Source organism: Neorhizobium sp. P1_A6 (assembly GCF_056406795.1).
In genome coordinates, this window is the sequence record NZ_JBFTZM010000005.1 from 218,631 (window position 1) to 233,206 (window position 14,576).

General features: G+C 59.0%; 13 protein-coding genes. 11 read left to right on the forward strand and 2 right to left on the reverse strand.

Annotation, left to right across the window (positions count from 1 at the left end):
* Nucleotides 1-42: 42 nt before the first annotated feature.
* Entirely contained in the window at nt 43-1,521 is a 1,479-nt protein-coding gene (locus AC1D3C_RS12780) for an ABC transporter substrate-binding protein (protein WP_247032239.1), read from the reverse strand.
* 207 nt (nt 1,522-1,728) lie between these two features.
* On the opposite strand from AC1D3C_RS12780, the gene AC1D3C_RS12785 reads away from it, so the two are divergent.
* The 4 genes from AC1D3C_RS12785 to AC1D3C_RS12800 all read left to right on the forward strand — a co-directional run bounded on the left by AC1D3C_RS12785 (nt 1,729) and on the right by AC1D3C_RS12800 (nt 6,307).
* Nucleotides 1,729-2,439, forward strand: a complete 711-nt coding sequence (locus AC1D3C_RS12785; RefSeq protein WP_247032247.1) for a GntR family transcriptional regulator — start codon at nt 1,729-1,731, stop codon at nt 2,437-2,439.
* A gap of 54 nt (nt 2,440-2,493) precedes the next feature.
* Nucleotides 2,494-3,660, forward strand: coding sequence for a mandelate racemase/muconate lactonizing enzyme family protein (locus AC1D3C_RS12790; RefSeq protein ID WP_477483144.1), 1,167 nt, complete (start codon nt 2,494-2,496; stop codon nt 3,658-3,660).
* Nucleotides 3,661-3,728: 68 nt separating this feature from the next.
* Nucleotides 3,729-5,090, forward strand: coding sequence for a mandelate racemase/muconate lactonizing enzyme family protein (locus AC1D3C_RS12795; protein ID WP_477483145.1), 1,362 nt, complete (start codon nt 3,729-3,731; stop codon nt 5,088-5,090).
* A 17-nt stretch (nt 5,091-5,107) separates the two neighbouring features.
* On the forward strand, nt 5,108-6,307 hold the full coding sequence (locus AC1D3C_RS12800) for a mandelate racemase/muconate lactonizing enzyme family protein (RefSeq protein WP_477483146.1): 1,200 nt from the start codon (nt 5,108-5,110) through the stop codon (nt 6,305-6,307).
* 115 nt (nt 6,308-6,422) lie between these two features.
* Here the strand turns inward: AC1D3C_RS12800 and AC1D3C_RS12805 are convergent, their stop codons facing one another.
* Nucleotides 6,423-7,415 (reverse strand): LacI family DNA-binding transcriptional regulator, encoded by a 993-nt coding sequence (locus AC1D3C_RS12805; RefSeq protein WP_477483147.1) that lies wholly within the window; start codon nt 7,413-7,415, stop codon nt 6,423-6,425.
* A gap of 214 nt (nt 7,416-7,629) precedes the next feature.
* Here AC1D3C_RS12805 and AC1D3C_RS12810 point away from each other — a divergent pair, with 214 nt between their 5' ends.
* The 7 genes from AC1D3C_RS12810 (at nt 7,630) to AC1D3C_RS12840 (ending at nt 14,556) form a co-directional block, all read left to right on the forward strand.
* Nucleotides 7,630-8,577: a sugar ABC transporter substrate-binding protein gene (locus tag AC1D3C_RS12810; RefSeq protein WP_477483148.1), complete on the forward strand. Its 948-nt coding sequence runs from the start codon at nt 7,630-7,632 to the stop codon at nt 8,575-8,577.
* Between the two features lie 113 nt (nt 8,578-8,690).
* The gene (locus tag AC1D3C_RS12815) at nt 8,691-9,812 is read left to right on the forward strand and encodes an ABC transporter permease (protein ID WP_247135818.1); all 1,122 of its coding nucleotides are present in this window, start codon (nt 8,691-8,693) and stop codon (nt 9,810-9,812) included.
* 2 nt (nt 9,813-9,814) lie between these two features.
* The gene (locus AC1D3C_RS12820; RefSeq protein WP_477483149.1) at nt 9,815-10,615 is read left to right on the forward strand and encodes an ATP-binding cassette domain-containing protein; all 801 of its coding nucleotides are present in this window, start codon (nt 9,815-9,817) and stop codon (nt 10,613-10,615) included.
* A gap of 19 nt (nt 10,616-10,634) precedes the next feature.
* On the forward strand, nt 10,635-11,438 hold the full coding sequence (locus AC1D3C_RS12825) for a TIM barrel protein (protein WP_173426755.1): 804 nt from the start codon (nt 10,635-10,637) through the stop codon (nt 11,436-11,438).
* A 62-nt stretch (nt 11,439-11,500) separates the two neighbouring features.
* Nucleotides 11,501-12,499, forward strand: a complete 999-nt coding sequence (iolG, locus tag AC1D3C_RS12830) for an inositol 2-dehydrogenase (RefSeq protein ID WP_477483150.1) — start codon at nt 11,501-11,503, stop codon at nt 12,497-12,499.
* A gap of 13 nt (nt 12,500-12,512) precedes the next feature.
* Complete coding sequence (locus tag AC1D3C_RS12835; RefSeq protein ID WP_477483151.1) at nt 12,513-13,631, forward strand: Gfo/Idh/MocA family protein; 1,119 nt, start codon at nt 12,513-12,515, stop codon at nt 13,629-13,631.
* Between the two features lie 223 nt (nt 13,632-13,854).
* A complete protein-coding gene (locus AC1D3C_RS12840; protein ID WP_477483152.1) occupies nt 13,855-14,556 on the forward strand; it encodes a GntR family transcriptional regulator in 702 nt (233 codons plus the stop codon).
* The last annotated feature ends 20 nt before the right edge of the window (nt 14,557-14,576 follow it).

Here is a 14,576-nt window from a genome sequence, read left to right on the forward strand (position 1 = left end):
GGCCGCAGCCTCAGCGCGGCCGGTCAGATCGTCAGGCATGGACTAAAGTCCGCCGGCCGTCAGGTTTTTCACCTTCTTGGCTGCGTCTTCCGCTGCTTGGTCAACGGTCATGGTGCCGGTCAGCGCATTCTGCAGCATGTCCGGGACGATGATGTTCATGATTTCCGGCGACTGCGGCAGCGCCGGGAACGGGATGCCGTAAGGCAGCATGGAAGTCGTGACATCAAGGAACTTGATGCTGTCCAAGCGCTCCTTCATCCATTTGGTCTTGAAGCCGTTGAGATTTCCCGGGTTTGAGCCGGCATAGGCCATCTTCAGCGACCATTCGGGGCTCGCCCACATGCAGCCGATAGCCTTTGCAGCCGGCTCGTCTACCTTGCCGCCTTCGACATATTCGGGCTTGAGGATGTGAATGTTCGAGCCGCCAAACACGACGGCACGCTTGCCGTTCGGGCCAGTCGGTATCAGACCGTAGCGCATGTTGTCGATGACGGTCTGCGCCTTGTCCTTGTCGGTACCCGTCGTCTTCTTCTGCAAGTCGAGCATGACGTTATAGTCGGACGGGTGCGAGACCATCATGGCGAGCTGGCCAGCGAGGAAGAGCGGCTGATTATCCGCTTGCTGATTGGTGAGTGCCGAAACCGGAACCGACTTGTCGCGAACATACATATCATAGGAGGCTTGCAGCGCCGCCTTGCTCTGCGCGCTGTTCAGCTCGACCTGCTTGTAAGTCGGGTTCGCGTTGGCCTCGTCAAAAACGCCGCCGCCATAGGCCCACAGCTGCGGCATGAAACGGTACGGTGTATTGCCGGCATTCTTGCGCGCCACCAGGCCGTAACCGGCAATGCCGAGCTTGTCGTGGATCTGCTTGGAATATTTGACGACATCGTCCCATGTTGCCGGAGCCTTGTCCGGATCGAGGCCCGCGCGCTTGAAGATGTCGGCGTTCCAGATGAACGCCATCGTCTCATTATTGGTCGGGATACCGTAGGTCACGCCCTCCCAGGTTACGGCCTTCATTGCACCGGGCCAGAAATCATCGGTCGCATACCCGATATCCTCGGGTTTGAGCGGCCGCAGATAGCCCTTCGAGGCGAATTCGGTGCCGCCCAGGATTTGTAGGCGGACCGCCATGGGCGCCGCATTGCCAAGGAGCGCGGTCCGGAACTTGTCCAGCAGGTCGTTGTAGGTGAGGGCTTGATCCTCGAGCTGGATGTTCGGATAGGTTTTGCGGAAGGTCGCAAAGAAGTCCTTGTAATACTGGCGCAGCAGGTCGGGGTCGCCCTCGAACACACCCTGATACCAGAATGTCAGTCGCCCCTTGTAGTCGAGCGGGGTGACTTTGGCGCAGTCGGCCGCCGTGTCAAAATCCTGTGTACCGGCAATGGAGCGCACATATTGCGGCGACCACTTGCTCAAGTCGACCGGCGCACCCAGCGCAGACGCAGACATCAACGATACCAGCAAAGCAGTGGACACAGTGCCGCGCACGACAGCACCGCCGAGTGAAGTACTCGTCATAGGTATCCTCCCAGATTTCTCCCATGCCGCTCTGTGTGAAGCGAGCGGTCTTTGCTCCCCGGCCGTGGGACTTTCCACCTAATGTATCCCTTCGACCATATCATACGTTTTCAGATCACAGATTACCTGTCAACTAAAGAAATCGTACATTGTTTATGGAAGCCTTGCGTGATATCCGAGCAATCTGTGTATTGATTGGGGATAGCTTTGGCCGTTACGAGTGATTTTAAAGCGCAGCCACCCGAAGGGATCGACGCCATCGGGGCCTCCAGCGAAGGCGCGTCGCTTTATCAACTGATCAGGGACGACATTATCGAAGGGCGGCTCGCTGCCAACGAGCGGCTTGTGGTCACCGATCTTGCCCGGCGCCACGGTACCTCAACCAACCCCGTGCGCGAGGCTCTGCAACTGTTGCGCGGGGAGGGCTTCGTAACCTTCGTTCCCAACCGTGGAGCGCGCGTCCGGCCTATAGATCAGGATTTTGTTCGGGACATCTACGAGATAGGAGTCCTGATCGAGCCGGCACTGACGCGATGGTTCGTGAATATGGCCACCGTCGAGGACATTGCTGAACTCGAACGCATCCAAGGCCTGATTGAAGAGAACGACTTTGCCGATACGTTCAGGCACAGCGAGTTGGACACCGCCTTTCACACCGTAATGTACCAGAAGCACTACAACCACCATGCCGCCGAGCTTTGGTGGAAGCATCGCGAAGTGCTTCGAGCCGTGAGCCGGCGTTTCAACTTCACGCTTGCCCGGCGTGCCGCGATCCTTAGCGAACATCGCGAGCTCATCGCGCATGTAAAAGCGGGAAATGCGAACGAGGCGGCCGAACTCATCGCACGCCATGTCGAAGGCTCCGGGCGGCACATCCTCGAACACATGCGTGCGCGTAGCGCCGCTTGGGCAGGATAGAATTCATAGCCTTGAACAACGTCATGACGACCACTTCAGATAAAGGCAGTTGAGATGAAAATCACCAGCGTTCGGCCGTGGCTAATCAGATCCGATGCGTCTTATTGGGGAGAGTATCTGTTCGTCGAAGTGACGACCGACGAGGGGGTGAGCGGCTGGGGAGAGATCACCACCACGACAAAGCTCGCCAATCGCGCCCTCTGCACGATCCTGCGGCAGATCGGTGCCGCTTTGACAGGCGAGGACCCGGCACGTATCGAGTATCTGTGGCACAAGATATTCCGCAGCTTCACCTACATGGGCAGTCGTGGCGCCGCAGTCGAATGCGTAAGTGCCATCGACATAGCCCTTTGGGACATCCGAGGCAAAGTTCTAGGTCAGCCGATTTACGAGTTGTTGGGCGGACCGGTACGTGATGAAATCGCGCTCTACACCCATCCCAACCAGGCCAAGTTTACCAGCAAAGAGGCTGTGGTCCGGGAAATTCGGGACATCGTCGAGTCCGGCCACACTGCGCTCAAGTTCGATCCTTTCCCCCACCAGGGCCGCACTGCCGATGGACAGTCTCGCGAACAACGGGACGGCTACCTCGATGGCAGCATGACCCGCAAGGATGAGCGCGAAGCCGCCGAACTCACTGCTCTGATCCGCGAAACGGCCGGCTCTGATGTGGACATCCTCATCGATGCGCATGGCCGGTTCGACGTTCCCACCGCCATTCGCCTTTGTCGGAGCCTCGAGGAAGCTGGTCAGATCGACTGGTTCGAGGAGCCCTGTCCACCGGAGAGCCTCAGCGCTCTCAAGCAGGTCCGTGAGAAGGTCAGCGCCGCCATCTCGTGGGGCGAGCGCGGCCACACGAAGTGGGATTTCGTGCCGGTGCTCGAAAACAAGCTCGCCGACTACATCATGCCGGACGTCACCTGGACCGGCGGCATTACCGAACTCAAGAAGATTTCCGCCCTATGCGAAGCCTACTACATCCCGGTCTCGCCGCATGACGCCGCAGGGCCGATCAACGTGGTTGCGGGAGCGCAGGTGATGATGACCGTTCCCAATTTCTACAAACTTGAAACGTCAGAGTGGAACCTGGGCAAATACGATCACCTCATCGACAGACCACTCGATGTTTCGAACGGCAGCCTCAAGCTTACGCCTAGGCCTGGTCTCGGCGTCGAAATGAACCGCGACTACCTTCAAAATCACGAGATAGAGCTGCACTAGCTAACAACGCTCTACGCCGCCTCAGCGTGCGTGACGACGAGCACCGCCGACCAGAACGAGGATAAATCATGCCAGAAGCAAATGGAGCCGACGAGGCGCTCAACCGGGTGAACACGCGTTCCAAGCCGTCCGACCTTCGCATCACCGACATGCGGGTAGCCGAAATTGTCGGCGCGCCGTTCACCTCGGTGCTGCTTAAGATTTACACTAATCAGGGCATTGTCGGGCTTGGCGAGGTGCGCGACGGTGCCAGCGCCACCTACGCGCTGATGCTGAAGAGCCGGTTGCTTGGCGAGAACCCTTGCGACATCGATCGCCTGTTTCGACGGATCAAGCAGTTCGGCGGGCACGGCCGGCAAGGCGGCGGCGTGTCGGCGGTCGAAATCGCCTTGTGGGATCTTGCCGGCAAGGCCTATGGCGTCCCTGTCTACCAGATGCTCGGCGGCCGGTTTCGGGAGAAGGTGCGCGTCTATTGCGATACCGACGCTACCGTGCCGAGCGGTACCGAGACCGGTAAACGCCTCAAGCAGCGCATGGAGCTCGGATTCACCTTCCTCAAGATGGATTTGGGATTGATGCAGATCGCGGATGTGCCCGGTGCGGTCGTGTCTCCTGCCGGCTCACTTGAAGGGTACCGCCACCACCCCGGCCGCGGTCCGCTGAAGACCATGGAGGAGCGGCGCCTCCGCAACGCTGTATACGATTTGCATAACGTCCCGCACCCGTTCACCGGCCTCCACTTTTCCGACAAGGGCCTCGACTTCCTGGAGCAATACATTGCCGAGGTTCGTGAGGTCATCGGCATGGATGTGCCGCTTGCGATCGACCATATCGGCCATATATCGATGCAGAACGGCATTCGCCTTGCCAGGCGAATTGAAAAATACGTGCCCGCCTGGCTCGAGGATGTGATCCCATGGCAGTATACCGAGCAATACCGACAACTGCAGGACGCCACCACGGTGCCAATCTGCACTGGTGAGGACATATACCTCAAGGAAGGCTTCGAGCCTCTGCTTAACAGCGGCGGCGTCTCCGTGATCCACCCGGACCTGCTCACCAGTGGGGGTATTCTTGAGACCAAGAAGATCGGCGATATGGCGCAGGACCGTGGTGTCGCCATGGCCATCCACATGGCGGAAAGTCCGATCGCAGCAATGGCCGCTGCGCATGTCGCCACCGCGACCGAAAATTTCATGGCGCTCGAATACCATTCCGCCGATGTCGACTGGTGGGACGATATCGTCACCGGCCTTCCCAAGCCGTTGGTGAAGGACGGCTTCATCACCGTTTCGGACAAGCCGGGCCTGGGGATTGACGACGTTGTCGACGAGGTGATCTCGCAGCATCTGCAGCCGGGTGTCGCCGGCATCTGGCAGCCTACGGACCACTGGGACGATGAGTATTCCTGGGATCGCACCTGGAGCTGAGGCTAAAAGGAACGAAGATGAAGATCACCGATCTCCGCTGCGCCGTTATCGGCAGACATCCGATCGTCCGCATCGTTACGGACGAAGGCCTCTATGGCTTGGGTGAAGTCGAATTTACCAAGCCCTACCTCAAGCCCTGGGTGCTGCATTTCCGCGAGGCGCTGATCGGCGAGGATCCCACCGACGTCGAGAGAGTCATGCTGAAGATTCGCCAACGCGGCTCTTTCAAGCCGTACGGCGCGGCGGTGAGCGCTATTGAGCATGCGCTTTGGGATATTGCCGGCAAGGCCGCGGGCGTGCCCGTCTATAAACTGCTCGGCGGCAAGGTGCGGGACAAGGTGCGCGTCTACAATGGTTCGGTCCGCCGGACACGCACGGGCGACCGGCCGGAGGATTACGCCGCTGACGTCAAATGGATGATGGAGCAGCCGCAGAACTTCTTCATGGTCAAGCAAGGAATCTCGTTCCACTCCAACATGAAGGACACCGTCGAGGACTTCCACTACGGCGTGACGCAGAAGAAGGCTGGTTATCACGGTGCCATGGATCAGGGCGTGATCAGCGAGCGTGGTTTCAATCACATGCTCGACTGCGTGATCGCGATGAAGGAAGTGCTGGGCGACAAGGTCAGCCTGGCGCTCGACTGCGGCCCGGGCTGGATGCTGCCCGATGCGATCAAGTTCGCTCGCGCGGTCGAGAAGTACAATTTGATGTGGCTCGAGGACATGCTGACCGGCGACTACGTGCCGTGGGTCAATCCGCAGGCCTATCGGGAGCTGACAACCTCAACCTCGACGCCTATTCACACTGGGGAACAGATCTACCTGCGGCACAATTTCAAGGAACTGATCGAGACGCAGGCGGTACGCGTCATCGGCCCCGATCCAGCCGATATTGGCGGCATTGCCGAGCTCAAATGGGTCGCCGAGCACGCCTACATGCACTCGATCCTAATGGCACCGCACGGCACCGCCAACGGCCTGCTGGGGCTTGGCGCGTTGATCAATGTCTGCGCCACGTTGCCGGCAAATTACGTCGCTTTCGAATATCCGACCGCCTCCGACCCCTGGTGGGAGGACCTGGTGATCGGCTTGCCACCGCAGATCGTCAAGGACAGCATGGTGGACCTACTGGAAGCGCCGGGTCTGGGCCTCGATATCGACCCTGAAGGGGCCAGGAAATATCTCAGGGAAGAGGATACGGGCTTTTTCGACTGAACTTCCCTCCACCTGCCGGCATGGCACAGACCGTCGGCGAACTGACCGAGCGGGGATCGCCGGCCCCTTCGAGGCCGCCATTCCGATCCTGTCGCGGGGTCGTATTTGTCGAATGCTAAGCAGTTGATCTTGGGATAAGTTTCCCCCTGAAGGCTTTGTTTTCTCGTGGCTCTCTCCCGAGTATCATAGACAGGATTGCCGCTACCATTTCGATAGCGGGCTGCTCGTATGTCGTCAGGTCATAGGCAGGGGAGGCGGCGAGGGGAGTATTGTCGAAACCGGCAATCGCAATATCATCCGGAATACGGAGTTTCAGGGTACTGCGGACGTAATCGATCGCGCCGAAGGCCAGAGCATCGTTTTCACACATGAGAAGATCCGGCCATTGCTCGCGTGGGGTCTCCTGAAACAAGATCCTTGCGGCCTCAAATCCGTGTCCTGAACTGTAGGATGCTGCCGAAACACCAAGCACAGACTTAGCGCCATGGGCTTCCCAGAAAGCGTTGAACGCGCGGCGTCGGCCCAACGCGGTGGAAAGGGTTTTGGCGCCGGACAGAAAAGCGGGACGTCGATATCCTTTAGAATAAAAATACTCGCATAGTTCTCGCATCGCCAGCGGCGTATCGCATGTGATCGCGGGGACATTCGGTATCTGGCTATCGCGGGCCAAAACGTAAAGCGGGGCCCCGCCCTGTATCCGATCGTCCTCCAGCATCTCTGGTCGGAACGCCGTGCCGAACAAGATGATGGCATCGACTTGACGCTGGCCGGCATCCAACAGCGCCTGCACGTGGTCGAAATGTTCATTGATGTTGATAAGGACCGTCAACAAGCCTTCTGACTGAAGTTGCCAAGTCAAAATCTCGAGAACTGGCAGTTTGTGTGGGTTCTTGAAATCATCGACCAGGATCGCGACCTGGTGTGTCAGGTTGGTCGCCAAGCTGCGTGCCAGCAAGTTCGGCCGGTAGTTCAGGCTCTCCGCGGCCTCCAGAACCCTCAATCGACTTTTTTCGGCGATCGAAGCCCCCGGCGTAAACGCGCGAATGACGGTCCACTTCGAGACACCTGCAGATCGCGCCACATCTTCCGCTGTTACTCGCTTCGCCATACTGACCTCACCCTGACTTATCGCGTGGAATGGATATTCCGTTGTGCCAAAAATTGGAATTATTGAGTTGACATATTGAGGCTAACTGATATGAATTTTACGGTTGCTACCGGTAGCAAAATCTATTGCGGCCTAGCAATGGAAACGGCGGGGGGAGGTCCACGTCGGATAGAGGAGCGACGCAGGCCTAGCCGCGTCAATGGGAGGAAAGAGCATGAAATCGCTTATCAAGAAACTCGCGCTCGGCGTTTCGATCGTTGCAGCCGTTGCGGGTGCTGACAGTCTCGCATACGCAAAAGATATCAAGATCATCGCCGTCACGCATGGCCAAGCAAACGATCCCTTTTGGTCGGTGGTCAAGAATGGCGTGACAGCCGGCGCCAAAGATGCCGGCGTTCAGGTCGATTATCGCGCGCCTGAGACATTCGACATGGTGGCTATGAGCCAGCTGATCGACGCTGCGGTGAACCAGAAGCCGGACGGGCTGATCGTGTCGATCCCGGATGCTTCGGCTCTCGGACGCTCGATCGAAAAGGCGGTGGCTTCCGGTATTCCGGTGATTTCCATTAACTCCGGGTCCGATGTTTCCAAGAAACTCGGTGCTTTGCTGCATGTCGGTCAAGACGAGTACGGCGCAGGCAAGGCTGCCGGTGAAAAGCTGAAACAGATGGGTGGCAAGACCGGCATCTGCGTCAACCAGGAGGTCGGTAACGTCTCGCTCGACCTGCGTTGCAAGGGCTTCTCGGATGGCTTCGGCGGTACCGTTACCGTGTTGCCGGTGTCCAATGATCCGGCCGAAGTTCGCGCCAAGGTCAAGGCGTCACTGAGCGCCAACAATGCCATCGATACCATCATGGCTCTCGGCGCAAGCACCGCCGGTGAACCTGCGCTCGCAGCGGTCAAGGACGCTGGCAAGACCGGCAAGATCAATGTGGCGACCTTCGATCTTTCGGCCAATTTCCTGAAAGCTGTTGCTGCCGGCGAAGCTGCCTTCGCGATCGACCAGCAACAGTTCCTGCAGGGCTATTTGTCGACCGTCTTTCTGGCCAATAATGCGAAATATGGCCTCATCCCCGGCGGCAACGTTCCATCGGGTCCGAATCTGATCACCAAGGATAAGGCGGCTCAGGTCGTCGAACTGTCGGCGAAGGGCATCCGCTGATCCACCCTCTGTCGCGTTAGCACGTGTCGGCCGCTCCTTCAGCAGGAGGGGCTGCCGACCAACCCTACGCGTTGTCTGCATGGCTGTGGCGTGCGACGCCCACGGGAGGAACCATGACTGAAATTAGCAAAACTCCAGCCGCATCGATAAAATCTGACGAGCGCCTCAAGAAGGTCAGTGTCCTGACAAGCCTGATGCGGCGCCCTGAACTTGGCGCAGTCGCGGGCCTCGTCATGGTGGTGATCTTTTTCTTCTTTACCGCCGATGCCTCGATGTTTTCGTTGTCGGGAATGATGACCATCCTGGCGCCGGCATCCCAGCTGGGGATTCTTGCCATTGCGGCGTCCATGCTGATGATCGGCGGAGAGTTCGATCTTTCCATCGGCTCGATGGTGGCCTTCGCCGGCCTGATTTTCGGTGGCCTGCTGGTCAATTTTGGCCAGCCACTTTGGATCGCGATCCTATTTACCTTGCTCTTCGCAGCTCTGCTGGGCGCGGTGAACGGTCAGATCGTCATCCGCACCCGGCTTCCCTCGTTCATTGTCACCCTGGCTTTCCTGTTCATCCTGCGCGGACTGACACTGGTCGGCCTCAAATGGGCGACCGGCGGATCTACGCAGCTTCGCGGTATCAGCGAAGCCGTTGGAGACACCTCCATTGCCGGCCTGTTTTCAGGCCTCGCCTTCCAGGGTTTCTTTGCCTGGCTTGCCGAAAACAACCTGATCGAGAAATTCGACAATGGCATGCCGAAGGTCGCGGGCGTGCCTGTCTCCGTGGTCTGGTTCGTCGGGGTTGCCGGCGTTGCGACGTGGGTCCTGCTGCGCACCCGGGTCGGAAACTGGATCTTTGCCGTCGGAGGTGATGCCAATGCCGCTCGAAACTCCGGTGTACCCGTCGATCGCGTCAAGACTGGGCTTTTTGCCTTGACCGCATGCGCCGCTGCTCTCGTCGCCATCATCACGGTGCTGGATGCCGGATCGACGGACGCGCGACGCGGTTTCCAGAAGGAGTTCGAAGCCATCATCGCAGCCGTCATCGGAGGAAGCCTTCTGACAGGCGGTTACGGCTCGGCCATAGGCGCCTTTTTCGGAGCGATCATCTTCGGCCTCGTCTCCATCGGCCTCACCTATACGAAGTTCGACTCCGACTGGTTTCAGGTCTTTCTCGGCACCATGCTGCTGCTTGCCGTCCTCTTCAACAACTTCATTCGCCGTAAGGTTACAGGGGAGCGCTGAGCATGGCCGACATCCAATCCAATTCGCCGGCCCCGATCATCGAAGCCAGGGACATCGTGAAGCACTATGGCTCCGTCATTGCGCTCTCCGGGATCTCGATGAAGGTGCTGGAAGGCGAAGTTCTCTGCCTGCTCGGAGACAATGGCGCCGGCAAGTCGACGCTGATCAAGACGCTGTCCGGCGTGGTCAAGCCTTCCGGTGGCGAGCTGCTCGTCGATGGAAAGCCTGTCACGTTCTCCAGCCCGCGTGATGCGCTCGATGCCGGCATCGCCACCGTCTACCAGGATCTGGCCATGATTCCGCTCATGTCCGTAACGCGCAACTTCTTCATGGGGCGCGAGCCACGCAAGGGTATCCCGCCCTTCCGCTACATCGACTTCAAACATTGCGATGCCGTGACCCGGGAGGAGATGCACAAGATCGGGATCGATGTTCGGGATCCGAACCAGGCGGTCGGAACCTTATCCGGCRGCGAACGGCAATGCGTGGCGATCGCGCGTGCGGTCTATTTCGGGGCGAAGGTTCTCATCCTCGACGAGCCCACATCTGCGCTGGGCGTGGCACAGACGTCCATGGTTCTCAAATACATCAACCATGTGCAGCAGAAGGGCCTTGGGGTCATCTTCATCACGCACAATGTGCGCCACGCTTTCGCGGTCGGCAACCGCTTCACCATCCTCAATCGCGGCAAGACGCTGGGCACCTATGCCAAGAGCGAGATTTCCATCGATGAGCTTCAAAACATGATGGCCGGGGGCAAAGAGTTGCAGGCGCTCTCCAACGAGCTCGGCGGCACCATCTAATTCACGAAACGGGATTGTAATGATGACAGAAGAGCATGCACATCCGGGGCCCTTCACGCTGGCTGTCTGTGCAGAAATGGTTTTCCGCTCTTTGCCGTTCACGGAGCGGCTGAAGCGGATCACCGAGCTTGGCTTCGTCGCCGAGATCTGGGACTGGACCAAGCATGATATTCCTGCTCTTGCCCGGTCCGGCGCGACGTTCTCGTCGATGACGGGGTACATCACCGGCACGCTCGCGGACGATGAGGGCGCCGATGAACTCATCAGGACGGCGCGTCTGTCTATCACCGTTGCCAAGGAACTCGGTTGCCCCCGGCTCAACTTGCACGGGACGGGTCTCGACGGGCAGGGGCTGCCGGTGCTCAAGTCGGAGGGCGTCACTGGCGCGATGTGGCTGAAGGCACGCGACACCCTCAATCGCATCGCGGATCTCGGTGAGGAAGAAGGCGTGACGTTCGTTCTTGAGAACCTCAACGAAGCGGTCGATCACCCGAAAACGCCTTTCGCCAAGGCCGCCGACACGATCGCCCTGGTCTCTGCGATCAATCGTCCGTCGCTGAAGCTCAATCTCGATCTTTACCACGCCCAGATCGGCGAAGGGAATCTCATCGAGCTCTGCCGTCGGGCGCTGCCATTCATCGGCGAAATCCAGGTGGCGGATGTGCCCGGCCGCATGGAGCCCGGCACCGGAGAGATCAATTACCCGGCCATCGCCCGCGCGCTGAACGCCATGGGCTACACCGGCGTCATCGGGCTTGAGGCCTGGCCGGCCGAGGACGATGAGCTGGCGCTGAGCCGCTTCCGCCAAGCCTTTACCCTTTAACACTCTCCTCGTTGCGCGGCCGTTTGTCAGGCCCGTGCGATCACATGTCAGAAGGAACGAAAATGCTGAAAGTTGGTCTTCTCGGCGCGGGGCGGATTGGAAATGTCCACGCCAAAGCGATCACGTCCAATCCCGGAAGTGCGCTGGTCGCGGTTTCGGATGTCAACACGGACGCCGCCACAAAGCTCGCGTCTCAGTATGGAGCCGAGGCTGCTTCCAGCCTCGACATCATCAACGGTCCCGCCATCGACGCTGTGCTTATCGCCACATCGACGGACACCCATTCGGACTTGATAGAGGCGGCGACGAAGGCCGGCAAGGCGGTGCTGTGCGAGAAGCCCGTCGATCTCAGCCTCGAACGGGCCCGCGCCTGCCAGATCGCGGCGGCTGCCACGGGCAGACCGGTCATGATCGGTTTCAATCGCCGCTTCGATCCGAACTTCGCGGCGCTCAAGGCTGCCGCGGACCGAGGTGACATCGGCAAGACGGAATTGCTGTCGATTACCTCCTTCGATCCGGCACCGCCTCCGGTGTCCTACATCAAGGTTTCCGGCGGCCTGTTCCGGGATATGATGATCCACGACTTCGACATGGCCTGCTGGATCTTCGGCGGCGCGCCCGAGACGGTGACGGCCATCGGAAGCTCGATCGTCGATCCCGAGATCGGTGCGGCGGGCGATGTCGACACCGCCGCCGTCACGCTCAAGTTCGCCGATGGCCGCATCGCCGTCATCAAGAACAGCCGTCGCGCGGTCTACGGATACGATCAACGCATCGAGCTGCTGGGCTCCGATGGGCTGCTGTCCGCCGGCAACATCCTGGAGAACACCATCACCAAGTCCACCCGGGACGGAGTGACGGGCGCCAAGCCGGAATTCTTCTTCCTCGAGCGCTATATGCGCGCCTATTCCATTGAATGGAATGCGTTTGTCGATGCCATCACGTCCGGATCGGCACTGCCGGTTTCGCTGGATGACGGCGTCAATGCGCTTGCGTTGGCGGAAGCGGCGACACGGTCACTCGCGTCGGGGCAATCCGTCAGCCTCGCCGAAATACTCTAGGCGAGGATTTAACGTGAACACACTTGGCATTGGACTGATTGGTACCGGGTATATGGGGAAGTGCCATGCCTTGGCGTGGAACTCGGTCGCGGCCACTTTCGGCACGGACATCCGACCGCGCCTCGTTCATCTCGGCGAGGTCAATGAGACCCTTGCGAAACAGCGCGCAACCGAATTCGGTTTTGAGAAATCCTCGGGTGACTGGCGTGCCGTGATCGATGATCCCGACGTTCAGATCGTTTCAATCACCTCGCCGAACCAGTTCCACAAAGATATGGCGACTGCGGCGCTCGATGCGGGAAAGCATGTCTGGTGCGAAAAGCCCATGTCCACTGGGCTGCAAGACGCCGAGGCCATGCTGATGGCTGCAGAGCGCACCGATCGTCTTTGCGTTCTTGGTTACAACTACATTCAGAGCCCGGCATTCAGGCAGATCGAAACGCTGGTGAAGAACGGGCGGATCGGGCGTGTCACCAATATCCGCGTCGAGATGGACGAGGACTTCATGGCAGCGCCGGACATGCTGCATTCGCTCAAGCATCGGGCCGAGTCCGGCCATGGGGCACTCGACGATTTTGCCGTGCACCCCTTGTCTCTGCTGCAGCGCCTGTGCGGTCTTCCCGTGGAGGTCATGGCCGATGCGGCGCGTCCCTACGAGACGCTGAAGGATGCTCACGGTGTTGATAAGAAGGTGGAGACTTTTGATATCGCCTCTGCGCTGATGCGTTTTCGGGAAGGGCTAACAGGAACGTTGATCGTCAATCGGTCTGCCTGGGGGCGCAAGGGACGGATTGCACTTCAGATCCTTGGAACAGAGGGGTCCATTCTTTTCGATCAGGAGCGGGCCAACGAATTCCAACTGTACCAACGCTCGGACGAAGCAGAAATACAGGGTTTCCGGACCGTCCTGATCGCGCCCATCCACACTCCGTACAATCATTTCGTACCCGCACCCGGCCATGGCCTTGGCTTTAACGAACTCAAGGTTATCGAGGCCAACGAGATCCTGAACGCGCTGAGTGGCAAACCCGCGAGGCTCGTGGATTTCTCGGACGGCATCCAAATCGAGAGAGTGGTCCACGCCATGGCCCAATCACATGCCAGCGGCAAGTGGACCAGCACATTCGGCTAATGCAGATCGCGAAAGCGTGCAGCGATTTCGGCGCCAGAGGGGCGTGTTGCGCAAAATAGATATGCCACGTAGTATACTACTGACGTGGCATGTATCGAAACATGCTGGTCGGGATTGGCGCAATCGAATTCCATGTTAGAAATCATCGCCCGTCTTTTCGGCACTGGAGACAAATCCATGGCCAGGCAGAGGCGTTGGGGCCCGCGGGGGTATGGAGAGAGATGTGAACAGGACTGGCAGGTCGGCGGTTTCATCTGAAAAGCGTGGGAAATCGCTGACGGAGCAGGCCTATGCGATATTACGTGAGCGCGTAATAACGGGTGTACTTCCGCCTGGTGTGGACGTTTCCGAGCCGGAACTGGCTGATCAGCTGCAGATGAGCAAGACGCCGGTGCGGGAAGCGCTCGCGCGGCTTTGCGTCGAAGGGTTGATGGAGGCTTTTCCCCGTCGCGGCTATCGGGTTACTCCGGTGACCCTGAAGGATATGGACGACCTTTTTGCAGTTCGGGGCGTTCTCGAAGGGACCGCAGCGGCTCTGGCCGCCCAAAGCCTGACTGAAGACGAACTCGATGCGCTCGATCGGTTGGCGGATGCCAGTTACGTCGTCGGTGAAGATGTCAGCACCAAAACGTTCGTGACGTCGAACGAGATGTTTCATTCTGCGATTGCTCAGGGGTCGCGCAATCCGCGTCTGCATTCGCTGGTGATGAGTCACTTGGAGGAATGCGCCCGGCTTTTCTACATGGGAACACGAATCCGCGACATTAATCCGGAGACGATTAACGACCACCATCATATCGTGGCGGTTCTCAGGCAGCGTGACGGCGAGAAGGCCCGGCTTGCGATGATCGAGCACAACGAGAATACCCGCAAGGGGCTGTTTGCGGCGATGGTCGCCAATCCGCAGCCAGGCATCTCGCTTTAACGGGCCGTTTCTGGCGTTTG

Coding starts and splice junctions, on each gene's coding strand:
- AC1D3C_RS12815 (WP_247135818.1), top strand. CDS start 8,691: ATGACTGAAATTAGCAAAACTCCAGCCGCATCGATAAAATCTGACGAG.
- AC1D3C_RS12825 (WP_173426755.1), top strand. CDS start 10,635: ATGATGACAGAAGAGCATGCACATCCGGGGCCCTTCACGCTGGCTGTC.
- AC1D3C_RS12790 (WP_477483144.1), top strand. CDS start 2,494: ATGAAAATCACCAGCGTTCGGCCGTGGCTAATCAGATCCGATGCGTCT.
- AC1D3C_RS12780 (WP_247032239.1), bottom strand. CDS start 1,521: ATGACGAGTACTTCACTCGGCGGTGCTGTCGTGCGCGGCACTGTGTCC.
- AC1D3C_RS12795 (WP_477483145.1), top strand. CDS start 3,729: ATGCCAGAAGCAAATGGAGCCGACGAGGCGCTCAACCGGGTGAACACG.
- AC1D3C_RS12805 (WP_477483147.1), bottom strand. CDS start 7,415: ATGGCGAAGCGAGTAACAGCGGAAGATGTGGCGCGATCTGCAGGTGTC.
- AC1D3C_RS12800 (WP_477483146.1), top strand. CDS start 5,108: ATGAAGATCACCGATCTCCGCTGCGCCGTTATCGGCAGACATCCGATC.
- AC1D3C_RS12810 (WP_477483148.1), top strand. CDS start 7,630: ATGAAATCGCTTATCAAGAAACTCGCGCTCGGCGTTTCGATCGTTGCA.
- iolG (WP_477483150.1), top strand. CDS start 11,501: ATGCTGAAAGTTGGTCTTCTCGGCGCGGGGCGGATTGGAAATGTCCAC.